The organism is Rhodococcus sp. WB1 (genome assembly GCF_001700945.1).
GTDB lineage: Bacteria > Actinomycetota > Actinomycetes > Mycobacteriales > Mycobacteriaceae > Rhodococcus > Rhodococcus aetherivorans.
In genome coordinates, this window is sequence record NZ_CP015529.1 from 2031990 (window position 1) to 2054516 (window position 22527).

The following is a 22527-nucleotide window of genomic DNA, read 5'->3' on the forward strand; positions in this document are numbered from 1 at the left end:
GCGCGCCCGCGCGTCCCTGCCGCCCGGCAGGGACGCGCCGGACGGATCAGCCGTTGGCCGCGATGTCCTCGATGACGGCGAACAGCGTGCGCACCGGCACACCGGTGCCGCCCTTGCCGACATAGCCGAACGGGCTTCCGGTGTTGAAAGCCGGCCCGGCCACGTCGATGTGGGCCCACTGCACGCCCTCGGCCACGAACTCCTTCAGATACAGGCCGGCGGCGAGCATCCCGCCCCACCGGTGCGGCGTGACGTTGGCCAGATCGGCCACCCGGGAGTTCAGGTCCGCGCGCAGCTCGGCCGGCAGCGGCATCGCCCACCCGTTCTCGCCCACCTCCTGCGAGAGCCGTGCGACACGGTCCCGGAACTCGTCGGTGCCCATGACGCCCGGCGTCCGCGTCCCCAGGGCGACCATCTGCGCGCCCGTGAGCGTCGCGGTGTCGATCAGGTAGTCGGGCTCGTCCTCGCAGGCACGGACGATGGCGTCGGCAAGGATGAGACGACCCTCGGCGTCGGTGTTGATCACCTCGACGGTGGTGCCGCCGTACTGGGTGAGCACGTCGCCGGGACGCTGTGCCGTCGCGGACGGCATGTTCTCGGCCATCGGCACCGTCGCGGTCACGTCTGCCGCCACCCCGAGCTTCGCGGCGAGCACGACCGTCGCGACCACCGCCGCGGCCCCGCCCATGTCGGACGTCATGTTCTCCATCCCGGCGGCCGGCTTGATGGAGATGCCGCCGGTGTCGAACGTGATGCCCTTGCCCACGAGCGCCACCTTCGGGGCCTTGCGCTTCTTGGCGGAGTAGCTCAGCCGCACGAGCCGCGGCGGGCGCGACGACCCCTTGCCGACCCCGACGATGCCGCCGTAGCCCTGCTGCTCGAGCGCCTTCTCGTCCAGCACCTCGACCCGCAGCCCGGCGGCGGCGCCGAGCGCCTGCGCGCGGTCGGCGAACTCGGCCGGGAACAGGTGGCTCGGCGGGGTGTTGACGAACTCGCGGGCGGTGGCGACCGCCTCGGCGACGGCCGTCGCCCGGGCCAGCGCGGCCTTGACCTCGCGGGCGCGCGGCGACGCGACGAGCAGCTCGATCCGGGCGGGGGGCTGCACGTCGCCGGAGTTCGACTTCGCGGTGCGGAACTCGGTGAACGTGTACGCGCCGAGCGCGAAGCCCTCCGCGGCGGCGCCGAGATCCACGGCGGACAGGGTCGTCGCGACCACGGAGGCGCCGGCGAGGGCGCGCGCCGCGGCGCCGGCGGAGCGGCGCACCTGTTCGGCGTCGATCTTGCCGGCGGCGCCGAGCCCGACGGCGAGCACGCTGGTGACCGGCAGGGCGGCGGGCGCGGGGATCCGCGTGACCTCCTCGGCCTTGCCCTTGGCGCCGACGGACTGCAGGGCGTCGAGCAGCCCGCCGAGGACGTCCTCGTCGACCAGTCCGTTGCCGAGCAGGGCCTCGGGACCGTCGTCGCCTGCGGTCAGGCCGATGACGAGGACGTCCGCGCGCTTGGAAACGCTTCCGGCGAGAACGAGTTCGGGCAGGGTGGGCGAAAGGGCACTCACGGGCGTCTCCTAGGGGGAAGGGGGTCGTGGCACCGATGCTAATGATCCCGGGGGGTGGGATAGCGTGGGGCGCATGAGCGACCAGTCACTGCTGCAGGGCCCGATCCACGCCGTCCACACCGAACTCGGTGCGACCTTCGCGGCCTTCGGTGGCTGGCAGATGCCGGTCTCGTACGCCGGCACCGTCGCCGAGCACACCGCCGTGCGCGAGAACGTGGGCCTGTTCGACGTCAGCCATCTGGGCAAGGCCCTCGTCGCCGGTCCGGGCGCGGCCGACTACGTCAATTCGACGCTCACCAACGACCTGCGCAAGATCGGCCCGGGCAAGGCCCAGTACACCCTCTGCTGTACCGAGTCCGGGGGTGTCACCGACGACCTGATCGTCTACTACGTCTCCGACGAGGAGCTGTTCCTCGTGCCGAACGCCGCGAACACCGCCGCGGTCGTCGCCGTCCTCGCCGCGAACGCGCCCGAGGGCGTGACGGTGACGAACCAGCACCGCGACCACGGCGTATTCGCCGTGCAGGGACCGACCTCCGAAGCTGTCCTGCAGGGGCTGGGGCTGCCCACCGACCTCGGCTACATGAGCTTCGTGGACGCGCAGTGGAACGGCGTGCCGGTCCGCGTGTGCCGCACCGGCTACACCGGTGAGCGCGGCTTCGAACTGGTGCCGCGCTGGGCCGACGCCGAGGCGCTGTTCCGGGCGCTGGCCGACGCCGTGCGTGCCGCCGGCGGTCAGGTTGCCGGGCTCGGGGCCCGCGACACTCTGCGCACCGAGATGGGCTACCCGCTGCACGGGCACGAGCTGTCGGAGGCGATCTCGCCCCTGCAGGCCCGCTGCGGCTGGGCGGTGGGCTGGAGCAAGCCGGCGTTCCGGGGACGTGCGGCGCTCGTCGCGGAGAAGGAGTCCGGTCCCGCGCGACGGCTGTGGGGGCTGCAGGCGCTCGACCGTGGCGTGCTGCGGCCGGACCTGAAGGTGCTGCGCGACGGAAACGCGGTGGGGGAGACCACGTCCGGCACGTTCTCCCCGACGCTCAAGGTCGGTATCGCGCTGGCGCTCCTCGATACGGCGGCGGGCCTGGCCGCCGGTGACGAGGTCGCGGTCGACGTCCGGGGACGCGCCCTGCGCGCCCGGTTGGTCGTCGCACCGTTCGTCCCCGACCACACCAAGTAGGGCGGCGCGGGCGGTTCGATAGGATCAACGGTCATGACCGGTGTCCTCGAATTCGCCCACGTTCCGCACCCCTCGCCCGCCTCCGCGGAGCGGCGTGGAGAGATATTGGCGGATCCGGGGTTCGGCCGGTACTTCACCGATCACATGGTCACGATCGACTACACCGAGGGCCGCGGCTGGCACGACGCCACCGTCCAGCCGTACGGCCCGATGCAGCTCGACCCGGCCGCGATGGTGCTGCACTACGGGCAGGCGATCTTCGAGGGTCTGAAGGTCTACCGGCAGCCCGACGGCAGCATCGCGGCCTTCCGCGTGTACTCCAACGCCGAACGGATGCGCCGGTCCTCACGGCGCCTGGCCATGGCCGAGCTGCCGGACGAGTTGTTCGTCCGTTCGATCGCGGAGCTGGTCGAGGCCGACCACGAATGGGTGCCCGCCGCCGGTGGCGAGGAGTCGCTGTATCTGCGGCCGTTCATGTTCTCCACCGAAGCCGGTCTCGGCGTGCGGCCCGCGAACCAGTACCGGTACATGCTGATCGCTTCCCCGGCCGGCGCGTACTTCCCCCGCGGCGTCAAGCCGGTGAGCGTGTGGATCTCGCAGGAGTACGTGCGGGCCGCGCCGGGCGGCACGGGCGACGCCAAGTTCTCCGGGAACTATGCCGCGTCGCTGCTGGCGCAGGCGCAGGCCACCGAGCAGGGCTGCGACCAGGTCGTGTGGCTCGACGCCGTCGAGCGCCGCTACATCGAGGAGATGGGCGGCATGAACCTGTGCTTCATCTTCGGATCGGGCGCCGACGCGAGGCTGGTGACGCCGGAGCTGTCCGGCTCACTGCTGCCCGGCATCACCCGCGACTCCCTGCTCACCCTGGCCAGGGACGCCGGCCTCGAGGTGGAGGAGCGCAAGATCTCGGTGGGGGAATGGGAGTCGAAGGTCGCCACCGGCGAGATCACCGAGGTCTTCGCGTGCGGCACCGCGGCGGTCATCACCCCGGTCGGCACCGTCAAGAGCCGGGACGGCGAGTTCACCGTGGCCGACGGCGAGCCCGGCAAGGTCACCATGGCCCTGCGTGACACCCTCACCGGCATCCAGCGGGGGACGTTCGCCGACACCCACGGCTGGCTCACCACCCTGCGCTGAGCCCGGCTCGGCCGGGCCCTGCACTGAGCCCGGCTCGGCCGGGCCCTGCGCTGAGCCCGGCTCGGCCGGGCCCTGCGCTGAGCCCGGCTCGGCCGGGCCTACGCGACGGCCGCGCTCAGCGCCGCGGCCACGATCGTCACCGTCGTCTCGAGGCCGGCCCCGAGCGCGTCGCCGTTGAGGCCGCCGAACCGGCGGACGCAGTGCCGCACCAGTAGCAGTGCAGCACCGAGCGCCACGGCCACCGTCACCGGGCCGGCCCACCAGGAGCCGGGCACGCACCAGGCCGCCGCGACGAGCGCGACGCCGGCCCACAGCGCGCCCACCCCGAGCGGCTGTGTCCCCGCCACCAGGGCACCGAACCCGCTGCCCGGGGCTGCGGCCACGCCGCGTCGGCAGGCGAGGACGACCGCGACCCGGCCGGCGGTGACGGCGAGGATCACGGCGGGCCAGGATCGCGCGTCGGCGAGCGCCCCGAACGAGGCGGCCTGCGCACCGAGCACGACCACCAGGGTGGCCACCCCGAATGGTCCGGCGCCGCCCGACTTCATCACCTCACGAGCCCGCTCCGGCGGTCCGTAGCAGCCGAGCCCGTCGGCCGTGTCGCACAGGCCGTCGAGGTGCATGCCGCGCGTCGCGAGGCCCAGGAACCCCACCCCGATCAGGCCCGCGAGCAGGGGAGTGCAGCCGGCGGCGACCGCCGCCCACAGCACGCCTGCGGTCCCGAGACCGAGCACGAGGCCGGCGACCGGCGCCGCGGCGATAGCCGCGCCCCCGGCGCCGCGATCGATGCGCCCCGGTCCCTGAACCGGCAGCACGGTGAGCCAGGAGAGGGCGAGGGCGATGCCACGCATCGGTCGCCGCAGGGCGATGCCACGCATCAGTCGCTGCAGGGCGATGCCACGCATCAGTCGTCGCGCGGATCGGCGCCCGGCGTGGCGTCCTCGTCGCGGGTGCTCACGCCGGCCTCGGCGAACGTCGCCATGTTCGTGAGGACCGCCACCGCGCCGTGCAGGATCGGCAGCGCGGCGACCGCCCCCGAGCCCTCGCCGAGACGCATCCCCAGGTCGACGAGGGGATCCAGATTCAGGTGCCGCAGGGCCAGCGTGTGGGCCGGTTCGGTGGAGCGGTGCCCGGCGATCCACCAGTCCCGGGCTCCCGGGGCGAGTTCCTCGGCGACGAGCGCCGCGGCGGTGACGACGACCCCGTCGAGCACGACCGGGGTCCGGCGTACCGACGCCTGCGCGAGGTACCCGGCCATCGCGGCGAGGTCGGCGCCTCCCGCGGTGCGCAGCAGCGCCACCGGGTTGCGGGCGTGGGGCCGTGCGCGGCGCATCGCGTTGCGGATCGCGGCGACCTTGCGCATCCAGGCGGCGTCGTCGATGCCGGTGCCGCGTCCCACGGCCGCGACGGGCTCGGTGCCGGTGAGCGTGGCGATCAGCGCCGTCGCGGGGGTGGTGTTGCCGATCCCCATGTCACCCGCGACGAGCAGGTCGGCTCCCGCATCGACCTCCTCGTCGGCGACGGCTCGCCCGGCGGTGATCGCCTGGAGGGTCTCTTCCTCGGTGAGCGCGTCCTCCCGGTCGATGGAGCCGCTCGACCGGCGCACCTTGTGTGCGGAAACCGCCGGATCCGTGTCCCCGTCGACGGCCATGTCCACCACCCGGACCCCGGCGCCGGCGGTGGCGGCGAGAACGTTGACCGCGGCGCCGCCGGCGAGGAAATTGGCGACCATCTGAGCGGTCACCTCGGGGGGATACGCCGAGACACCGCCGCGGGCCACACCGTGATCGCCGGCGAACACCACCACCCGGGGACGGGTGAACGGGTGGGGCGGTACCTGCCCCTGGCAGGACGCGACCCAGCACCCCAGCTCCTCCAGCCGGCCGAGGGAACCGGCAGGCTTGGTGAGATCGCGCTGCCGGGCGTCGGCGCGCCGGCGGACCTCCCGGTCGGGGGCGACGACGGGCGGGAAGACGACGTCGGCGGAGTGGACCGATTCGCTGCTCACGGGGCACCTTTCACGAAGTGGCGGAGGTCGAAGCCACCGCTGGACGCTATCAACCCGCGCCGTGGCAGAAAATCGACGGTAGATGGCTTTGCTGCCACTGTCTCGGGCGTTGCACCGGCGACAGACTGTCCGTCATGAGCCAGGTCGTCGTGATCGTCCTCGTGTTGGCCGCGCTCGTCGCCGGCCTCGAACTCGCGCGGGCCCGTTCCCGCCCCGCCCCGCGGTGGGTGACGCGGGCCTGGTGGCGCCACAACCACTTCCGGCCGCACGATCCGTCGTCGCCCCTGTGCGGCGACCCGTCGGCCGGCTGGGTGCGCAGCACGATCGATGCGCGCCGAGCACCGCACCACTGACCGGTGCGCAGGCCCGCGCGGTCAGACGGCGTCGCCGGGGGAAACCCGTGGCAGCGGCGCCCGGAGCTTGCGGATCTGCGAGGCTCGCACGAACGCGTACCACCCCAGGCCGAAGCCGCCCTCCGTGGTGTCGGGGAAGCGGGCCCGGGCCTTCTTGTTCACGAGGCGGCCGAGGTAGATCCCCTCGATCACCATGAGCACGATCATCGCGAACATCGCGAGCGTCACGTACTGCTGGACCACCGGCCCGAGGAACATCGTCATGATCAGGACCAGCGCCATGGGCATGAACAGGCCCACGAGGTTGCGGCGGCTGTCCACCAGGTCGCGCACGTAGGCCCGCACGGGCCCCTTGTCGCGCGGCAGCAGGTACTTCTCCTCGCCCGCGAGCATGCGGGTGCGGCGCTCGCCGGCGGCGGCGCGGCGCTCCGCGGACTGCGCCTTGCGCTCCTCCTTGGAGAGGGACTGCTTGGCGGCCTTGCGGCGCGCCCGGGCTTCCTTGGCGGTCAACGGAGCCGGAGCGACGGGACCACGCCGGCGGGCCTCGGCCTCTCGGCGCTTCGGGGTCGGACGGCCCTTGCCGGTCGTTCCCTTGCCGCCCTCGGACTGCGGGTCGGCGACGGACTCGGACGCGCCGAGGTCCCCGTTGTCGGATTCGTCGGAACCGCCGCGGCGTAGCAACTTCACCCCTCCAGGCTATGGGAAAACCGTCCCGGCCGGAAAATCGCCCCCGGTCAGGCCCGCGTGCGGTCCGAGGCGCGCATGAGGAATAGATGCGCGCGCGGTACCGTTGAGGCAACCGGGTTGGAACACGAAAGACTAGGGAGCGCCCATGACTGTGCAGGAAGAGACCGCCACTCACGGCGTCACCATGACCGAGGCCGCCTCCGCCAAGGCGAAGGCGCTGCTCGACCAGGAGGGCCGCGACGACCTCTCGCTGCGCATCGCCGTGCAGCCGGGTGGGTGTGCGGGCCTTCGCTACCAGCTGTTCTTCGACGACCGGACGCTCGACGGTGACCTCACCCGCGACTTCGGCGGCGTCATTCTCGCCGTCGACCGCATGAGCGCCCCCTACGTCGAAGGCGCGTCGATCGACTTCGTCGACACGATCGAGAAGCAGGGCTTCACGATCGACAACCCGAACGCCACCGGCTCCTGCGCCTGCGGCGATTCGTTCAACTGACGTAAGTCCGCCCGTGTCCGAAGGACGCGGTCCGCACTGCGGCCCCGACGCGCACTCGCGTCGGGGCCGCAGTGCTGTGCGGGTGGGTGCGGGTAGCGTGAGATCGGTCCCAGTCCTTCGCTGAAAGGCCCAGCCACGTGACCATCGCCGTGACCGGTTCCATCGCCACCGACCACCTCATGCGTTTCCCCGGACGCTTCGCCGAGCAGCTCGTCGCAGACCAGCTCAGCCACATCTCGCTCAGCTTCCTGGTCGACGACCTGGTGGTCCGTCGCGGCGGCGTGGGCGGCAACATCGCCTACGCGATGGGTGTGCTCGGCGGGTCGCCGGTGCTCGTCGGGGCGGTCGGCGCCGACTTCGCCGAGTACCGTGCGTGGCTCGAGGGCAACGGCGTCAACTGCGACCCCGTGCACGTGTCGCAGACCGCGCACACCGCGCGCTTCGTGTGCACGACCGACGAGGCGATGGCACAGATCGCCTCGTTCTATCCCGGCGCGATGTCCGAGGCCCGGGACATCTCCCTCGCCGACGTGACCGGGGCGCACGGGGTCGATCTGGTCCTGATCGGCGCGAACGACCCGGAGGCGATGGCCCGGCACACCGACGAGTGCCGACAGCTCGGCATGCCGTTCGCGGCCGACCCGTCCCAGCAGCTCGCCCGTCTGAGCGGCGACGAGGCGGCCCGGCTGATCGACGGTGCCGCCTACCTGTTCACCAACGAGTACGAGTGGGGGCTCCTGCAGCAGAAGACCGGCCTGACCGAGGAGCAGATCCGCGCAATGGTCGGTCTGCGCGTCACCACGCTCGGCGGCCACGGCGTCGAGATCGTCGAACGGGACGGCCACCGGATTCACGTCGGCGTCGTGCCCGAGCGGGCCAAGGTGGATCCCACCGGCGTCGGCGACGCATTCCGGGCGGGCTTCCTGCTGGGACACCGCGCGGGCCTCAGTCTCGAGCGTGCCGCCCAGCTCGGCTCGCTCGTCGCGGTGCTCGTGCTCGAGACGACCGGCACCCAGGAATGGACCTTCGACCGTCCCGACGCGGTCAAGCGGCTGGCGGTCGCGTACGGGCAGACGGCCGCGGACGAGATCGCCGCGATCCTGCCGTGATCGGCCGGTGTGTCCTTCGGGCGGTTCCCACCGCCCGAAGGACACACCGGCCGCGTAGCGGCCCTACACCTCGACGGGGTAGGCCGGCTCCTGGATGTCCGGCACGATGCGCTGCTCGACGAAGATGCCGTGCCAGATCATGAACACCAGCACCGTCCACAGCCGGCGGCTGTGATCGACGCGGCCCTCGCGGTGCTCGTCGAGCATCCGGCCGACGGCCGCCTTGTCCAGCAGGTGCTCGGTGCCCGACTCGGCGATCACGGCGCGGGCCCACTCGAACAGCTCCGGGCCGCGCAGCCAGTGCCGCAGCGGCACGGGGAAGCCGAGCTTCGCGCGGTGCAGCACGTGCGGCGGGACGATATCCTCGAGGGCCTGGCGCAGCGCGTACTTGGTGGTGTTCTTCGTGATCTTCTGATCCAGCGGCACCTGCGAGGCGACGCGGAAGACCTCGGGATCCAGGAACGGCACCCGCAGCTCCAGCGAGTTCGCCATCGTCATCTTGTCGGCCTTGACGAGGATGTCGCCGCGCAGCCACGTGAACAGGTCGAGGTGCTGCATCCGCGCGACGGGATCCCAGCCGGCGGAGCGGGCGTAGATCGGTGCGGTGACGTCCTGATGCGTCCATTCCGGACGGAAGTCGCGCAGCACCGCCCGCAGCTGCGCGTCGTTGAAGCTGCGGGCGTTCCCGTAGTACCGCTCCTCGAGGGTCATCGACCCGCGATGCAGCAGGCTCTTGCCGCGGGTGCCCTCGGGGATGCGCTCGGACAGCTTCCCGGCCGCGCGCCGCAACGGCTTCGGCAGGTACTCGAACGGCTTCAGCGACAGCGGCTCGCGGTAGATGGTGTAGCCGCCGAACAGCTCGTCGGCACCTTCCCCGGAGAGCACCACCTTCACGTGCTTGCGGGCCTCCTTGGCGACGAACCACAGGGGCACCAGCGCGGGATCGGCGACGGGGTCGTCCAGATACCACACGATCTCGGGGATCGCCGCGGCGAACTCGGCGGGGGAGACGACCTTGACGACGTGGCGGGCGCCGATCGCGGCGGCGGACTCGGCCGCCACGTCGACCTCCGAGTAGCCCTCGCGCTCGAACCCGGTGGTGAACGTGATCAGGTTCGGATTGTGCCGCATCGCGAGCGCCGCGACGGCCGTGGAGTCGATGCCGCCGGACAGGAACGACCCGACCGTCACGTCGGCACGCATGTGCTTGGCGACGGAATCCTCGAGCGCCTCGGCGATTTCCCGGTACCGGTCGCGCTCGCGGCCTGCGGCAAAGGGCCGGACCGGGAACGTCGGCTCGAAGTAGCGCGTGATCTCCGGCCGGCCCCCCGGGCGCACCCGGGCGTAGCAGCCGGACTCGAGCCGCCGGATCTCCTTGTGCAGGGTCTCCGGCTCGGGAACGTACTGCAGCACCGTGTAGTGCTCGACGGCGCGGGGGGCGAGTTCGGTGCCGATCCCGATCAGATCGGCCAGCTCGAGCAGGCTCTTCTTCTCGCTGCCGAACGCGGTGCCGCCGGTGCCCGTGGCGAGGAACAGCGGCTTGATGCCGAACGGGTCGCGGGCGAGGAACAGCTCGCGCGTCTCGGTGTCCCAGATCGCGAACGCGAACATGCCCCGCAGCCGTCGCACCGCCTCGGTGCCCCAGTAGTGGTACGCGGCGACGATGGTCTCGCTGTCCCCCTCGGTGGCGAACTGCGCCCCGTACTTCTCCGCCAGCTCGGCCCGCAGCTCCACGTAGTTGTAGATCTCACCGTTGAAGGTCAGGGCGTAGCGCTCCGGGGACTCCGGCGGGCCCCACCGCAGCGGCTGGTGCGAGTGCGCGATGTCGATGATCGACAGCCGGTTGAACCCGTAGACCAGGTCGCCGTCGTGCCAGGTGCCGTGCTCGTCCGGTCCGCGATGACGCAGGCAGTGCATCGCGGAGTCGACCCTGGCGACGGCGTCGTCGCTGGTGCCGTCAGTGGTCAGTAACCCGAGCAGTCCGCACACGGCGTCCGATACCTCATTCCGGTTGGGATGGATTCGGCCCCCGGGATGTTGCCGCAGCAGGGACCGACGGTCTGCATGGCAGTATGCCGCAGGCCGGGGGTCGCGGCAGCCGGTGGCCGGCGTCGACCCGGGCCGTGAGCAGCGGGCACGCGACGACGCGACACGTTGTGTGCGCCCCGGGGATGGATCGCGGCCGGGTTTGGTCTACGCTGCGTAGTAATTGGGTCTGCCCTCCGGGTGTGCCCTAGTGGAATTGCGGCGATCAGGAAGGCGTGAACGTGGCGCAAGGTCGGATCCTTCGGCGGTTCGGGCTGGCAGCATCTCTCGGTATTGCAGCCGTGCTGCTGACGGGATGTAGCAGCGAGGAAGTCCTGCGTTTCGGCTGGCCGGAGGGGATTACCCCGCAGGCCGAGCGTATGCGTGAGCTGTGGACGTGGTCGGTCGTCGCCGCCCTCGTCATGGGTGTACTGGTGTGGGGCCTGACCTTCTGGGTGGTCATCTTCCACCGCAAGAAGAAGGACTCGCCGGAATTCCCGCGGCAGACGGCCTACAACGTGCCGCTCGAGCTGCTGTACACGGCGGTCCCGTTCGTCATCATCGCGGTGCTGTTCTACTTCACCGTGGTGGTGCAGAACTACGTCCTCGAGAAGGAGGACAACCCGAACGTCGTCGTCGACGTCACGGCGTTCCAGTGGAACTGGAAGTTCGGCTACCGCACCGTCGACCTCGGTGAGGGCACGGCGCGCTACGAGGGGACGGACGAGATCGCGCAGGCCGCGGTCGAGGGCGACACCGAGGAGCATGCCGGCGGCGAGCACGAGATCCCGGCCCCGATCCACGGCCAGGAGGCCGAGGACCTGTCGTACCTGCACTACAACAAGATCGAGACGGTCGGCACCAGCAACGAGATCCCGGTCCTCGTCCTGCCGACCGATCGCCGGATCGAGTTCGTGCTCGCCTCGTCCGACGTGATCCACTCCTTCTGGGTGCCGGAGTTCCTGTTCAAGCGTGACGTCAACCCGAACCCGCTGAACAACAGCTCCGATCCGGTCTTCCAGATCTCCGAGATCCAGGAGGAAGGCGCGTTCGTCGGCCGCTGTGCCGAGATGTGCGGCACCTACCACGCCATGATGAACTTCGAGGTCCGCGCGGTGAGCCCGGAGCGGTTCGCGGAGTACATCGAGCTCCGCAAGCCCGTCGAGGACGGTGGCGAGGGCCTGACCAACGCGCAGGCGCTCGAGCGCATCGGCGAGTCCCCGGTCGCGACGTCCACCACCCCCTTCAAGACCGACCGCACCGACCGCGCGGCCAGTGGTGTCGTCACCGCGGGCAACTGACCGGTAAACCTCCGACCAAGGACAAGCTGATATGAAGATCGAAGCCAAGCTCTTCGAAGTCGTGACGGTGTTCTTCGTGCTCGTCGCCATCGTGTACGGAGTGTTCACCGGCCTGTCCCGCACGGGCATCGAGTGGGCCGGCCTGACGGCGATCGTGCTCTCCGCCGGCCTGACGCTCATCGTCGGCACCTACTTCCGGTTCGTGGCCCGTCGCCTCGACACCCGCCCGGAGGACTACGAGGAGGCCGAGATCAGCGACGGCGCAGGCGACCTGGGCTTCTTCAGCGCGGGTAGCTACTGGCCGATCCTGCTGGCCGGGGCGGCTGCGTTCGCCGCCATCGCGCTGGCCTTCTTCCAGCCGTGGCTGATCGTCCTCGCCGTGATCCTGATCCTCGCTGCTGCGGCCGGCCTGGTGTTCGAGTACCACGTCGGACCCGAGAAGCACTGAGCGCACACAGCGCGTAGATCCGATGCCGCGGGGCGGCCTCACCACACGGTGAGGCCGCCCCGCGGCCGTTTCCGTTCCGTGCCCGGACGGGGAGCCTCGGGCCGTGCTCGCCGTGCGCGGTTCGCGTCACGGCTCGGCGGGGTGTCACCGGGGAATCGTCCATGGCCCGGTCGTGGGGAACGGGGCCGACGCCGGGGGTGCCGGGCGGGCAGTGTCGCGGCGCGCCGCTGTCCCGGCCGCGAGAGCCCTCACGCCTACTCACCCGCCCGGCGTAGCCACGGCGGATCCACAGGCGGGCGCTGCTGAGGTACTACGGCGGCGACCTCGTCGAGGTGGCGCTCGCCGCCGTGCCGGCGGTGGGGTGATACCGCGCCGCGGGTCGGAATCGAACCCGGATGGTCCCGTCGGAACGCGGCGGCAGGACACCGCGCGGAACGCGGCGGCAGGACACCGCGCGGAACGCGGCGGCAGGACACCGCGCGCCCCCGGGCAGACGCCGATGCGGTACCGCGCTCGAACCGACTCGCGTACCGCGACACGCCCGGCCCGTCCGAGGGCCGGTGAGCCGACGGTCCGCTCGGGTTCCCGGCCGTCCGTCGCAGTGGGGGAGGGGTGGGGTGCGGGGACCGGATCCGGTCGTCCGCACCGACCGGAAGCCACCGGGGATGGAAGCCGCAGGGACCACGGAGAAACGGGAGGGGCCCCGAACCGTTTCCGGTTCGGGGCCCCTCCCGTGGTTTCGGACTCGAGCGACCGTCAGTGCGCCTTGCCGTCGCCGTCCGTGGTGCCGTGGACGCGCGTCTGGTACTCGCTCAGGATGGCGCGCTGCTCGACCTCGGCCTCGTGGTGCGCGGCCTCGAGTGCCGTCGCCTCCTCGGCCGGGTCCGCGCTCCACCAGCTGCCCGCGCCGGGCTTGCCGGCGGTGCCGAGCTTGTTCATGCGCTTCGGCACCGGTGCACCCTGGTACTCGAGTGGAATCGGGTGACCGTGGTCGTCCACCGGGCCGAGCGGCTGGTGGATCTCGATGTACTCGCCGTGCGGCAGTCGACGGACGATGCCCGTCTCGATGCCGTGCTCGAGCACCTGGCGGTCGCTGCGCTGCAGGCCCAGGCAGAACCGGTAGGTCAGGTAGTAGGCGAGCGGCGGGCCGAGCAGGATGCCGATGCGGCCGATCCACGTCATCGCGTTCAGCGAGATGTCGAACTTGTAGGCGATGATGTCGTTGATGCACATGATGGTCGCGATGGCGTAGAACGTCAGAGCCATCGCGCCGATCGCGGTCCGGACCGGCACGTCCCGCGGACGCTGCAGCAGGTTGTGGTGCGCATCGTCCTTGGTGAACTTCTTCTCGATCCACGGGTAGGCGATGAGGACCGTGAAGACCAGGCCCATGATCACTGCGATCCAGAACACCGCGGGGATCGTGTAGCGGCCGAACAGGTAGATCTCCCACGCCGGCCAGATACGGGCCAGGCCGTCCGTCCACATCATGTAGATGTCGGGCTGCGAGCCGGCGGACACCTGCGACGGGTTGTACGGGCCGATGTTCCAGACCGGGTTGATCTGCAGCAGACCGCTCATCAGCGCCAGCACGGCGAAGGTGATGGCGAAGAACGCACCGGACTTGACCGCGAACACCGGCAGGATCCGGACACCGACGACGTTCTGCTCGGTACGGCCGGGGCCGGGGAACTGGGTGTGCTTCTGGTACCAGACCAGGGCCAGGTGGGCTGCGATCAGGGCGAGGATGATGCCCGGAATCAGCAGCACGTGCGCGACGTACAGGCGCGGGATGATGAGCATGCCGGGGAAGTCGCCGCCGAAGATCAGCCAGTGCATCCAGGTGCCGATCACCGGGATGCTGATGGTGATGCCGGACAGCGCGGCCCGCAGGCCGGTGCCGGAAAGCAGGTCGTCGGGCAGCGAGTAGCCGAAGAAGCCCTCGAACATCGCCAGGATCAGCAGCAGCGAGCCGATCACCCAGTTCGCTTCACGCGGACGGCGGAACGCACCGGTGAAGAACACGCGCAGCAGGTGCACGATGATCGACGCGGCGAACATCAGCGCAGCCCAGTGGTGGATCTGCCGGACGAACAGACCGCCGCGCACCTCGAAGGAGATGTCCAGGGTCGTCTCGTACGCACGCGACATCGTGACGCCGCGCAGCGGGGTGTAGGCGCCGTCGTAGGTGACGTGCGCGAGGGACGGATCGAAGAACAACGTCAGGTACACACCCGAGATCAGCAGGATCACGAAGCTGTACAGGGCGATCTCACCCAGGAGGAAGGACCAGTGGGTGGGGAACACCTTGTTGATCTGACGCCGCAGCCCGGCGGCCGGGTGATAGCGCGAGTCGATGTTCTCCGCCGCGTGGGCGGCGCGGGATGGTGTTGCAGTACTCACGGGCGACGCTCCCAAAATGCCGGACCGAGAGCCTCGATGAAGTCACCGTTGGCGACGAGGAAGCCCTCTTCGTTCACTGTAATAGGCAACTGCGGCAGTGCGCGAGCAGCAGGACCGAACAGGGGCTTGCCGTACTCCAGGGCATTGAACTGCGACTGGTGGCAGGGGCACAGGATGCGGTTGGTCTGCTGTTCGTACAACGACGTCGGGCAGCCCAGGTGGGTGCAGATCTTCGAGTAGGCGAAGTAGTCGCCGTAGTTGAAGCTCTCCTGACCCTTGCGCTTGATCGCCCTCGCCGTGTCCTCGGTCCGGAGGCGGATCAGCATGACGGCGTTGCGGATGCCGCGCAGGCCCTCGAGGAGGGCGTGCTCGTCACCGCGGTCCGACTCGCGGAAGGGGAACACGGTCTCCATGCCGCCGGCATCGAGGTCCTCCGGGCGGACCAGGACGATGTCGTTCGGGCGTCCGGTGTCGCGACGCAGGTAGATCGTCTCGCCCGGGTACCGGGGCGTCCAGCCCGAGACCCACAGCGGCGACTCGTCGCCCTCGGCCCAGGGGTTCTTGATCAGGCCGCCGAGCGGCATGATCAGGCCGAGGCCGAGCGCGCCGCCACCGAACAGTGCCGTGCGCTTGATCAGCTTGCGACGCGGCAGCGTGGAGGTGTCCAGCGAGTCGGAGAGCTCGGCGACGATCGTCCGCCGATCGACCTCCGAAGAGACTCCGTCGTGCCGATCCTGGATCGACACCTCTTCCGGGATGAACTTCTTGGTGAACTGCACCGCGCCGACGCCGACGCCGAGGATGGCCAGACCCAGGGTCAGGCCCAGCAGCGGCGTGTACAGGTTGTACAGCGTGTAGTTGTCCTCACCGGGGCCCTGGTACTCCCACGGCCAGAAGATGAAGACCGCGATGAACGCGAGAGCCGACACACCCGCCAGCCCGAACCAGAAGGCGACGTTCCGTTCCGCGCGCTTCTCGGCGCGCGTGCCCGCGACGGGCCAGCGGTCCTTGCGGAACGCCACGTCCACGCCGTCGAGGTTGGTGCCGAGCGCGACGAGATCGTCGCGGCTCATCTGATCGAGGTTCTCGATCGTGTGCTTGTTCGGCGTTTCGCCGCCACTCATGACCTTGCTCCGATCCACAGTGCCGCACCGACGACGGCGACGATCCCGACCACCCACATCGTCGGGCCCTCGGAGGCGGGGCCGAAACCGCCCAGGCCGTATCCGCCGGGGCTGTTCGTCTCGCCGGAGGCCTTGACGTAGGCGATGATGTCCTCCTTCTCCTCCAGCGTGAGCTGACGATCGGAGAACTTGGGCATGTTCTGCGGGCCGGTCAGCATCGCCGTGTAGATCTGCTGCTCGTTCGCCGGATCCAGCGCCGGCGCGAACTTGCCGGACGACAGCGCGCCGCCGCGGCCGGTGAAGTTGTGGCATGAGGCGCAGTTCTGGCGGAACAGCTCGCTGCCGCGGGCAACGTCGTTGCCGCGCAGCGAGGACTGGGCGATCTCGCCGTTCTCGTCACGGATGAGCGTCGGGCCGCCGCCGTTGGCCTGGATGTACGCGCCGAGGGCGTCCGTCTGGGCCGCGTCGAACTTCGGCGTCTTGCGCACGGCCTGGGCCTCGTTGCGCATCATCGGCATGCGGCCGGTGGAGACCTGGAAGTACACGGCCGCCTCGCCGACACCGATCAGGCTGGGGCCGCGGTCCTGCACACCCTGCAGGTTGGCGCCGTGGCACGTGACGCAGGAGGTCTCGTAGAGCTGCTTGCCTTCGCGGATCAGGGCCGACTGGTCCTCGTTCGCCGTCGCCACCTGCGGCGCGGGAGTCAGCGCGGAGGCGAGGAAGCCGGCGCTGAGCAGGCCGAGGGCGAGCACCAGCGCACCGGTGACGCGGCGGCGCAGCTTGCGCTGACGGCGGGACTTGGCGGACGCGGCCGCGGACTGACCGGGCATGTCACCCTCGGAAGCGAGAGGTGGGGATGAACTCATCTGTATCCCTTTGGTATGTCGGGACGGACTGGACGTCAGGGGGCTGCCTGGGCGTTCAGCTGGCTAACGGATGAAATAAATCGTGGCAAACAGCGCGATCCACACGATGTCGACGAAGTGCCAGTAGTAGGAGACGACGATCGCCGCGGTGGCCTGCGCCGGCGTGAACTTGCTGACCCTCGTGCGCACGAGGAGGAACACGAAGGCGACGAGGCCGCCGATGACGTGCAGGCCGTGGAAGCCGGTCGTGATGTAGAAGACCGAACCCCACACCATGCTCGAGATCGTCACGCCCTCGCCGACCAGCTGGGTGTACTCGAAGCCCTGGCCGAGCACGAAGAACGTGCCCATGGCGAGGGTGATGATGTACCACCGCCGGAGGCCGAACACGTCGCCACGTTCGGCTGCGAACACACCCATCTGGCAGGTGAAGGAGGAGGCGATCAGCACGAGGGTGACCGGCACCGCCAACGCCAGATTGAGGTGGACAGGCTCCGGCGGCCAGTTGCCGTCGGCCTGCGCCCGCGCCACGAAGTACATGGCGAAGAGCCCTGCGAAAAACATGAGCTCACTGGACAACCACACGATGGTGCCGACGCTGACCAGATTGGGCCGGTTCAGCGAGTGCACGCGCTGGGTGATTGCAGTTCCTGAAGTCCCTACTGCGCTCGTCACGTTCGCAAGTATGACTGCTCGTAGTAACTCGTGGGCAATCGGGGCCGAAATCGGCGCGTCTTCGCTGGTGGGCGCCGTGCGATCGCGTTTTCCGGGGGCGGTCGTGCACTGCCCGTGGCGCGTGGGATCGTGGTGCGATGAGCAGTGGCGGAGGGGTGTGGGGCCGGGTCCGGCGAGCGTTCTCGCGCAGGGGTCCGGAGCCCCTGGATCCGGCACGGCCGGACCTGGTGGTGGTGGTCTCGTCCTTCGACGACGTCGAGGCCTGTTCGACCGCCCTCGAGCGGGGCGCGGCGACCGAACCGGCCTGGTCGCCGGAGTCGGAGGCCGTCCTGCGGCACCATCTCGAGCTGCCGGCCGATTCCGTGGAGCGGGCGATCGCCCTGGCCGCGCAGGACGGGTACGCCCCGGCGCAGCCGGCGAACCCGGCCGGGCCCGGCCTCCAGGCCGTCCTGCTGCAGCGGGTGCAGGTGCTCGATGCGCTGCACTGTTCGCAGGAGCGGTCGCGGATGGCCGGTCTGGCGCAACGGCTCGGCGGTACCGCGCTCGGGTGGGACGCCCTGCAGCCGGAGATCGGCCCTGGCTAAGCTCTTCCGGCATGCGCCGCCGACGACGGCGGCGCACCGAGGAGCGAGATGCGGCGAGGGCAGGTGCGATGAACGCTGGACGACAGGCGGATGCGGTGGCCCGGAGCTGGCCGGCGGTCCTCGGTGGGCTCACCGCCGGACGCGACCTCGCGCGTGCGGAGGCCCAGTGGGCGATGGACGAGATCATGTCCGACAACGCCACGGCCGCGCAGATCGCCGCGTTCGGCGTCGCGCTGAAGATGAAGGGGGAGACGCCCGAGGAGCTGCTCGGCCTCGCCGACTCGATGCTGGGCCACGCCCGGCTGGTGCCGGTGGACGACGACGTCGTCGACATCGTGGGCACCGGCGGGGACCGGGCGAACACGGTCAACATCTCGACCATGGCGTCGCTGGTGGTGGCCGCGTGCGGCATCCGCGTCGTCAAGCACGGCAACCGGGCGGCCTCGTCGAAGAGCGGCGGCGCGGACGTGCTCGAGGCGCTCGGCGTGCACATCAGCCTCGGTCCCGAGGCCGTCGCGGAGTCGGTCGCCGAGGCCGGCATCGGGTTCTGTTTCGCCCCCGTCTACCACCCGGCGCTCCGGTTCGCGGCCGCACCGCGTAAGGAGATCGGTATCCCGACGGTGTTCAACGTGCTCGGGCCGCTGACCAACCCGGCCCGGCCCCGCGCCGGCCTGATCGGATGTGCCTTTCCGGAGCTGATCGGCACGGTCGCCGGTGTCCTCGCCGAGCGGGGCAACTCGGCGCTCGTCGTGCGGGGCGACGACGGGCTGGACGAACTGACCACCTCCACGACGTCGACGGTGTACGTCGTCCGGGACGGCAGCGTGAGCACCGTGAGCCTGGATCCCACCGACCTCGGCGTCGCCCGGGTGCCGCTGGACGCGCTGCGCGGCGGCGACGCCGCCGAGAACGCCGTGATCGCGCGGGCGGTGCTCGCAGGGGAGCACGGGCCGGTACGCGACGCGGTCCTGCTGAACGCCGCCGGGGCGATCGCCGCCTTCCGGGGGTTCGAGGGATCGCTCGCCAGTGCCCTGGCGGCGGGGATGCAGACGGCAGCCGAGGCGCTGGACTCGGGCGCGGCGGCTGCGGTGCTCGCCCGCTGGGTCGAGGTGACCAACCGGCTCGCCGCCGCGGGCTGAGCGCGACGACGGGCCGGGGCGTCCGTCCTATTCGCCGATCGAGAACCCGGCCTCGACGTCGGCGCTCGAGTACGACTGGAAGGCGATGTGCGTCGCCGTCCTGGTCACGCCGTCGAGTTTGTTGATGCCGCGGGTGACCACCTCGGCGATCTCCTCGTGGTCGCGCACCCGCAGCAGCGCGATCAGGTCGATGTCGCCGGCGCACGAGTACACCTTGTCGACGCCGGCCAGGTCCGCGACCGCCTGGGCGGTCTCCGGGATGCGGTGGGCGTCGGCGTGGATCAGGACGATGGCGTGGATCATTGCTCTCCTCGGCTTCCGGGGACGGACCTGCGGGCGAGCCCTCAGCGTAGGGGGTGCGCGATCGTGACCGGCTCGGCCCCGGCGCGTGCCGTTCGGGCGAGCTCACCCCACTGCGCCCACGCCCCGGCGCCGCGGAGCGGCTCGGACCAGCCCTGGGTGGTCCGGACGATGCGGACTCCGTCGTCGTGGAGCCAGCGGGCCAGCAGTCCCAGTTCCTCGACGAGCGCACCCCGCAGCGGCGCGGTCGTCGGGCGCACGGTCTCGGCCGCGGCGGCGATCGCGTCGACGACGGGCATCGGCGGGACGCCGCGTGGAGCGACTCCCGCTGCCGCGAGCCGGCCGGCCCGGATCACCGCGAACTCCCAACCCCCTTCGGCGCGTCGGCGGGCGGCGATCAGCTCGTCCACCGCCGCGAGGGCGGCCAGGCGCTGCGTCCGGCGCAGCGCGAACACGGCGTCGGCCGCCCGGTCCCGCAGCCGGGCCGCGCTCTCGAACAGTTCGGCGGCGCCGAGATGGTCGATGCGCTCGCGCATCCGATGCAGCGGCGCGTCGTCCTCCCCGCGCAGCAGCGCCCGGGCGAGGTCCACCTGCCGCGCGTACTCGACGGGGGTCTGCAGCCCGGCCGCGGCGGCGGCGCAGGCCCCCACGGCCTCCGGAGGGCAGTGCTCGCCGTGCCGTTTCGTGCGGGGGATGCGCCGGGTGCAGGTCCGCAGCAGGCAGAACTCGGCGACGGTGGTGGCGACGGCGACGGCGTCGGCCCGCGACGAGAACGGGCCGACGGCGTCGGTCGGGCCGCCGCACGTCGGGGCCGGGGGCGCCGTGGTCGGTGTGCGGACGACGGACAGCCGGGGGAACGCCTCGTCCGTGAGGGTGATCCACCAGCCCCGGGTGGGGAACTTGGAGCGACGGTTGTAGGGCGGGGCGTGCGCGGCGAGCAGCCGCAGCTCCCGCACCCCGGCCTCGAGGGCATGGGCGCACTCGACGTGATCGATCCGGGTGGTGAGTGCCACCATCTCCTTCAGGCGGGGCCGGGTCTCGGATCCGGTGAAGTAGTTGCGCACGCGGCGGCGCAGGTCGACCGCGGTCCCGATGTACAGCACCTCGTCCGAGGGCCCGCGGAACAGGTACACGCCGGGCCGCCGCGGCAGGTGCGCCGCGAGGGACCGTTTGGCGCGTTGCTCGGCGGTGACGGCCGGCAGATAGTCCCGCAGTTCGGTGAGGCTGTGTACCCCTTGGTTGCCGACGCGGTCGATGAGCGCGTGCAGGACGTCGACGGTTGCCCGGGCGTCGTCGAGGGCGCGGTGCGTGGGCGTGGTGGACACCCGGAACAGCTCGGCGAGCGCGGACAGCCGCACGGACGGTGCCTCGTCCCGGCCGAGGACGCGGCGCGCGAGCTTGACCGTGCACAGTACCTGCAAGCGGGGCCACGCGACCTCGGACCGGGACGCCGCGGCCCGCAGGAATCCCACGTCGAAGCCCGCGTTGTGCGCGACGAGCACGGATCCGGCGGCGAACTCGAGGAACGAGGGCAGGACCTGCTCGATCCGGGGCGCGGCACGGACCATGGCGGTCGTGATGCCGGTGAGCTGCACGATGTTCGGGGGGATCGACCGGCCCGGGTCGACGAGCGTGGCGAACTCGCCGAGCACCTCGCCGCCGCGGATCTTGACCGCCCCGATCTCCGTGATCGCGTCGTCCGTGGAGCTGCCGCCGGTGGTCTCGAGATCGACGACGACGAAGGTGGTCTCCCGCAGCGGCGTGTCCAATTCGTCGAAACCGAGCTGCACCCCGACGGCGGGCTCGGTTCGGTGGGGCACGGTCACGACGCCAGGGTAGGGGGCGGGTCCGACACCCCGGGGACGGGGCGGAGACACCCGGAACGGTCCGGGGAGACGAGGATCACATCTTCGGTCGGCCGTGTGGGTGTGGGCGGCGGCGCGAGAGGGTATCGATACCGCGACCGGAGGGCAGGCGCCGCCTCGGTCGGCGGCTTCTCGCTTCGTCGATGCGCTCGCGATCGCCGGTTCGACCTGCGACAACGCGACGGGTTCCGGGCGCAGGCCGCCGGAGGCGCCCGGAGCGGCCGCGGGCCTGCCGCGTCCCGAACCGACCGTTATGTTTCCGTGATCGAACGGGCCGGGTCGTGGGACCCGAATCGGACATACCCGTCAATCCGCGGCGTCTCCGGCGCGGACGGTCGACATCCTCCGATGCGATTTCGTAATCTTTTCGAGACCAAGCGGTGAGGATGTCGAACCACCAGAGGGGAGACGCCGCTCGGTCACCGCCTAATCGGCGCACCCGCAGCGGGTGCCCGAGCCGGGGACCCACGTTGTCCTCTGGGGTGAATCCCCTCCGACCGCGCCAGCGGGACGAAGGGGTAGGGCTGATCTTCCCAGCCCGAACCCGTCAGCTAACTCGGTCGGCGGACGAACGGAAGAAATGGAGCAACCCCCTCGTGGCGTCTCAGATTTCCAAGCGCACCGTGCGGCGCGCCGTCGTCGCCGGTGCCCTCGCTCTCGGCGCGGTCACTGTTTCGGCGGGTCCCGCCCTCGCGGAACCGATCACCATTCCCGGCGTCGGCTCGTTCGAGCTGCCGGCGGGTGTGACCCTCCCGCCGGAGGTCACCAACCTCGTCCCGCCGGCCCCGCAGGGTGCCGCGCCGGCGCCGGCCGCGCCCTTCAGCGCGCCGGTCACCTCGGTCGCACAGCGCGCCGTGGACGCCGCTCACACCAAGCTCGGCGCCCCGTACGTCTACGGCGCCGCCGGCCCGGACGCCTTCGACTGCTCCGGCCTGGTGCAGTGGGCCTACAAGCAGGCCGGCCTGAACCTGCCGCGCACCAGCTACGAGCAGGCCTCCGCCGGTCGCGCCGTGGACGTTTCGGCGCTGCAGCCCGGCGACGTCGTGTCCTTCTACGGCGGCAGCCACTCCGGCATCTACATCGGCAACGGCAACGTCATCCACGCGTCGACCTCGGGCCAGCCCGTGAAGGTCGCCCCGGTGAACTCGATGCCGGTCGACGGGGCCCGTCGCTACTGAGCGACGACTCGACGACTGCCACGCAGTGGCGCAGCGGGGGCGGACCGGTCGATGCCGGTCCGCCCCCGCCGGTTTTCCGGGATTCGCCTACCCGGCGCTG

Annotated in this window: 21 protein-coding genes and 1 riboswitch; of the genes, 10 read left to right on the plus strand and 11 right to left on the minus strand. The window is 71.0% G+C overall.

Annotated features, from left to right (window positions below):
* Nucleotides 1-46: 46 nt before the first annotated feature.
* The gene (locus A4U64_RS09120; RefSeq protein WP_065922485.1) at nucleotides 47-1555 is read right to left on the minus strand and encodes a leucyl aminopeptidase; all 1509 of its coding nucleotides are present in this window, start codon (nucleotides 1553-1555) and stop codon (nucleotides 47-49) included.
* 73 nt (nucleotides 1556-1628) lie between these two features.
* On the opposite strand from A4U64_RS09120, the gene gcvT reads away from it, so the two are divergent.
* Nucleotides 1629-2729, plus strand: a complete 1101-nt coding sequence (gene gcvT, locus A4U64_RS09125; protein ID WP_065923447.1) for a glycine cleavage system aminomethyltransferase GcvT — start codon at nucleotides 1629-1631, stop codon at nucleotides 2727-2729.
* A 33-nt stretch (nucleotides 2730-2762) separates the two neighbouring features.
* On the plus strand, nucleotides 2763-3866 hold the full coding sequence (locus tag A4U64_RS09130; protein ID WP_065922486.1) for a branched-chain amino acid aminotransferase: 1104 nt from the start codon (nucleotides 2763-2765) through the stop codon (nucleotides 3864-3866).
* Nucleotides 3867-3964: 98 nt separating this feature from the next.
* Here A4U64_RS09130 and A4U64_RS09135 read toward each other — a convergent pair whose 3' ends face one another.
* On the minus strand, nucleotides 3965-4717 hold the full coding sequence (locus A4U64_RS09135) for an adenosylcobinamide-GDP ribazoletransferase (protein ID WP_006947773.1): 753 nt from the start codon (nucleotides 4715-4717) through the stop codon (nucleotides 3965-3967).
* A gap of 53 nt (nucleotides 4718-4770) precedes the next feature.
* Entirely contained in the window at nucleotides 4771-5874 is a 1104-nt protein-coding gene (gene cobT / locus A4U64_RS09140; protein ID WP_050035372.1) for a nicotinate-nucleotide--dimethylbenzimidazole phosphoribosyltransferase, read from the minus strand.
* A 134-nt stretch (nucleotides 5875-6008) separates the two neighbouring features.
* Between cobT and A4U64_RS09145 the strand changes: the two genes are divergently transcribed.
* Nucleotides 6009-6227: a hypothetical protein gene (locus A4U64_RS09145; protein WP_006947775.1), complete on the plus strand. Its 219-nt coding sequence runs from the start codon at nucleotides 6009-6011 to the stop codon at nucleotides 6225-6227.
* Nucleotides 6228-6248: 21 nt separating this feature from the next.
* Here A4U64_RS09145 and A4U64_RS09150 read toward each other — a convergent pair whose 3' ends face one another.
* Nucleotides 6249-6914 (minus strand): DUF3043 domain-containing protein, encoded by a 666-nt coding sequence (locus A4U64_RS09150; RefSeq protein ID WP_006947776.1) that lies wholly within the window; start codon nucleotides 6912-6914, stop codon nucleotides 6249-6251.
* Between the two features lie 145 nt (nucleotides 6915-7059).
* Here A4U64_RS09150 and A4U64_RS09155 point away from each other — a divergent pair, with 145 nt between their 5' ends.
* Complete coding sequence (locus A4U64_RS09155; RefSeq protein WP_029544238.1) at nucleotides 7060-7410, plus strand: HesB/IscA family protein; 351 nt, start codon at nucleotides 7060-7062, stop codon at nucleotides 7408-7410.
* Between the two features lie 137 nt (nucleotides 7411-7547).
* Nucleotides 7548-8519 (plus strand): carbohydrate kinase family protein, encoded by a 972-nt coding sequence (locus A4U64_RS09160; protein WP_006947778.1) that lies wholly within the window; start codon nucleotides 7548-7550, stop codon nucleotides 8517-8519.
* Nucleotides 8520-8582: 63 nt separating this feature from the next.
* On the opposite strand, the gene asnB is transcribed toward A4U64_RS09160, so the two are convergent.
* The gene (gene asnB / locus A4U64_RS09165; RefSeq protein ID WP_065922487.1) at nucleotides 8583-10508 is read right to left on the minus strand and encodes an asparagine synthase (glutamine-hydrolyzing); all 1926 of its coding nucleotides are present in this window, start codon (nucleotides 10506-10508) and stop codon (nucleotides 8583-8585) included.
* Nucleotides 10509-10780: 272 nt separating this feature from the next.
* Here asnB and ctaC point away from each other — a divergent pair, with 272 nt between their 5' ends.
* Together ctaC and A4U64_RS09175 are read left to right on the plus strand one after the other, a co-directional pair.
* Nucleotides 10781-11845, plus strand: a complete 1065-nt coding sequence (gene ctaC / locus A4U64_RS09170; RefSeq protein ID WP_144415028.1) for an aa3-type cytochrome oxidase subunit II — start codon at nucleotides 10781-10783, stop codon at nucleotides 11843-11845.
* A 31-nt stretch (nucleotides 11846-11876) separates the two neighbouring features.
* Nucleotides 11877-12293, plus strand: coding sequence for a cytochrome c oxidase subunit 4 (locus A4U64_RS09175; RefSeq protein WP_006940002.1), 417 nt, complete (start codon nucleotides 11877-11879; stop codon nucleotides 12291-12293).
* Nucleotides 12294-13049: 756 nt separating this feature from the next.
* On the opposite strand, the gene qcrB is transcribed toward A4U64_RS09175, so the two are convergent.
* The 4 genes from qcrB to ctaE form a co-directional block, all read right to left on the minus strand.
* Nucleotides 13050-14696 (minus strand): cytochrome bc1 complex cytochrome b subunit, encoded by a 1647-nt coding sequence (gene qcrB, locus A4U64_RS09180; protein WP_029544233.1) that lies wholly within the window; start codon nucleotides 14694-14696, stop codon nucleotides 13050-13052.
* Nucleotides 14693-15820: a cytochrome bc1 complex Rieske iron-sulfur subunit gene (gene qcrA / locus A4U64_RS09185; RefSeq protein ID WP_029544230.1), complete on the minus strand. Its 1128-nt coding sequence runs from the start codon at nucleotides 15818-15820 to the stop codon at nucleotides 14693-14695. Before qcrA ends, qcrB begins: the two co-directional genes overlap by 4 nt.
* Complete coding sequence (gene qcrC / locus A4U64_RS09190; RefSeq protein WP_006932071.1) at nucleotides 15817-16686, minus strand: cytochrome bc1 complex diheme cytochrome c subunit; 870 nt, start codon at nucleotides 16684-16686, stop codon at nucleotides 15817-15819. Before qcrC ends, qcrA begins: the two co-directional genes overlap by 4 nt.
* A gap of 63 nt (nucleotides 16687-16749) precedes the next feature.
* Nucleotides 16750-17361 carry an aa3-type cytochrome oxidase subunit III gene (ctaE, locus tag A4U64_RS09195; protein WP_006932077.1) on the minus strand — a complete coding sequence of 204 codons (612 nt, stop codon included), beginning with the start codon at nucleotides 17359-17361 and terminating at the stop codon, nucleotides 16750-16752.
* A gap of 137 nt (nucleotides 17362-17498) precedes the next feature.
* Between ctaE and A4U64_RS09200 the strand changes: the two genes are divergently transcribed.
* A complete protein-coding gene (locus A4U64_RS09200) occupies nucleotides 17499-17945 on the plus strand; it encodes a hypothetical protein (RefSeq protein ID WP_029544227.1) in 447 nt (148 codons plus the stop codon).
* A 68-nt stretch (nucleotides 17946-18013) separates the two neighbouring features.
* On the plus strand, nucleotides 18014-19084 hold the full coding sequence (gene trpD, locus A4U64_RS09205; RefSeq protein WP_180986951.1) for an anthranilate phosphoribosyltransferase: 1071 nt from the start codon (nucleotides 18014-18016) through the stop codon (nucleotides 19082-19084).
* A 27-nt stretch (nucleotides 19085-19111) separates the two neighbouring features.
* Here trpD and A4U64_RS09210 read toward each other — a convergent pair whose 3' ends face one another.
* Both A4U64_RS09210 and A4U64_RS09215 read right to left on the minus strand, forming a co-directional pair.
* The gene (locus A4U64_RS09210) at nucleotides 19112-19387 is read right to left on the minus strand and encodes an Lrp/AsnC family transcriptional regulator (RefSeq protein WP_006932084.1); all 276 of its coding nucleotides are present in this window, start codon (nucleotides 19385-19387) and stop codon (nucleotides 19112-19114) included.
* A gap of 41 nt (nucleotides 19388-19428) precedes the next feature.
* On the minus strand, nucleotides 19429-21210 hold the full coding sequence (locus tag A4U64_RS09215) for a DEDD exonuclease domain-containing protein (RefSeq protein ID WP_029544223.1): 1782 nt from the start codon (nucleotides 21208-21210) through the stop codon (nucleotides 19429-19431).
* 452 nt (nucleotides 21211-21662) lie between these two features.
* Nucleotides 21663-21831, plus strand: a riboswitch (cyclic di-AMP (ydaO/yuaA leader).
* A 14-nt stretch (nucleotides 21832-21845) separates the two neighbouring features.
* On the opposite strand from A4U64_RS09215, the gene A4U64_RS09220 reads away from it, so the two are divergent.
* Entirely contained in the window at nucleotides 21846-22427 is a 582-nt protein-coding gene (locus A4U64_RS09220; RefSeq protein ID WP_006932087.1) for a C40 family peptidase, read from the plus strand.
* Nucleotides 22428-22527 lie beyond the last annotated feature (100 nt).

What these genes read in the sequence shown, in the direction of transcription:
- A4U64_RS09210 (WP_006932084.1), bottom strand. Translation starts at nt 19,387, where the DNA reads ATGATCCACGCCATCGTCCTGATCCACGCCGACGCCCACCGCATCCCG.
- A4U64_RS09130 (WP_065922486.1), top strand. Translation starts at nt 2,763, where the DNA reads ATGACCGGTGTCCTCGAATTCGCCCACGTTCCGCACCCCTCGCCCGCC.
- A4U64_RS09145 (WP_006947775.1), top strand. Translation starts at nt 6,009, where the DNA reads ATGAGCCAGGTCGTCGTGATCGTCCTCGTGTTGGCCGCGCTCGTCGCC.
- A4U64_RS09155 (WP_029544238.1), top strand. Translation starts at nt 7,060, where the DNA reads ATGACTGTGCAGGAAGAGACCGCCACTCACGGCGTCACCATGACCGAG.
- gcvT (WP_065923447.1), top strand. Translation starts at nt 1,629, where the DNA reads ATGAGCGACCAGTCACTGCTGCAGGGCCCGATCCACGCCGTCCACACC.
- trpD (WP_180986951.1), top strand. Translation starts at nt 18,014, where the DNA reads ATGAACGCTGGACGACAGGCGGATGCGGTGGCCCGGAGCTGGCCGGCG.
- A4U64_RS09175 (WP_006940002.1), top strand. Translation starts at nt 11,877, where the DNA reads ATGAAGATCGAAGCCAAGCTCTTCGAAGTCGTGACGGTGTTCTTCGTG.
- A4U64_RS09135 (WP_006947773.1), bottom strand. Translation starts at nt 4,717, where the DNA reads ATGCGTGGCATCGCCCTCGCCCTCTCCTGGCTCACCGTGCTGCCGGTT.
- qcrA (WP_029544230.1), bottom strand. Translation starts at nt 15,820, where the DNA reads ATGAGTGGCGGCGAAACGCCGAACAAGCACACGATCGAGAACCTCGAT.
- qcrC (WP_006932071.1), bottom strand. Translation starts at nt 16,686, where the DNA reads ATGAGTTCATCCCCACCTCTCGCTTCCGAGGGTGACATGCCCGGTCAG.
- A4U64_RS09200 (WP_029544227.1), top strand. Translation starts at nt 17,499, where the DNA reads ATGAGCAGTGGCGGAGGGGTGTGGGGCCGGGTCCGGCGAGCGTTCTCG.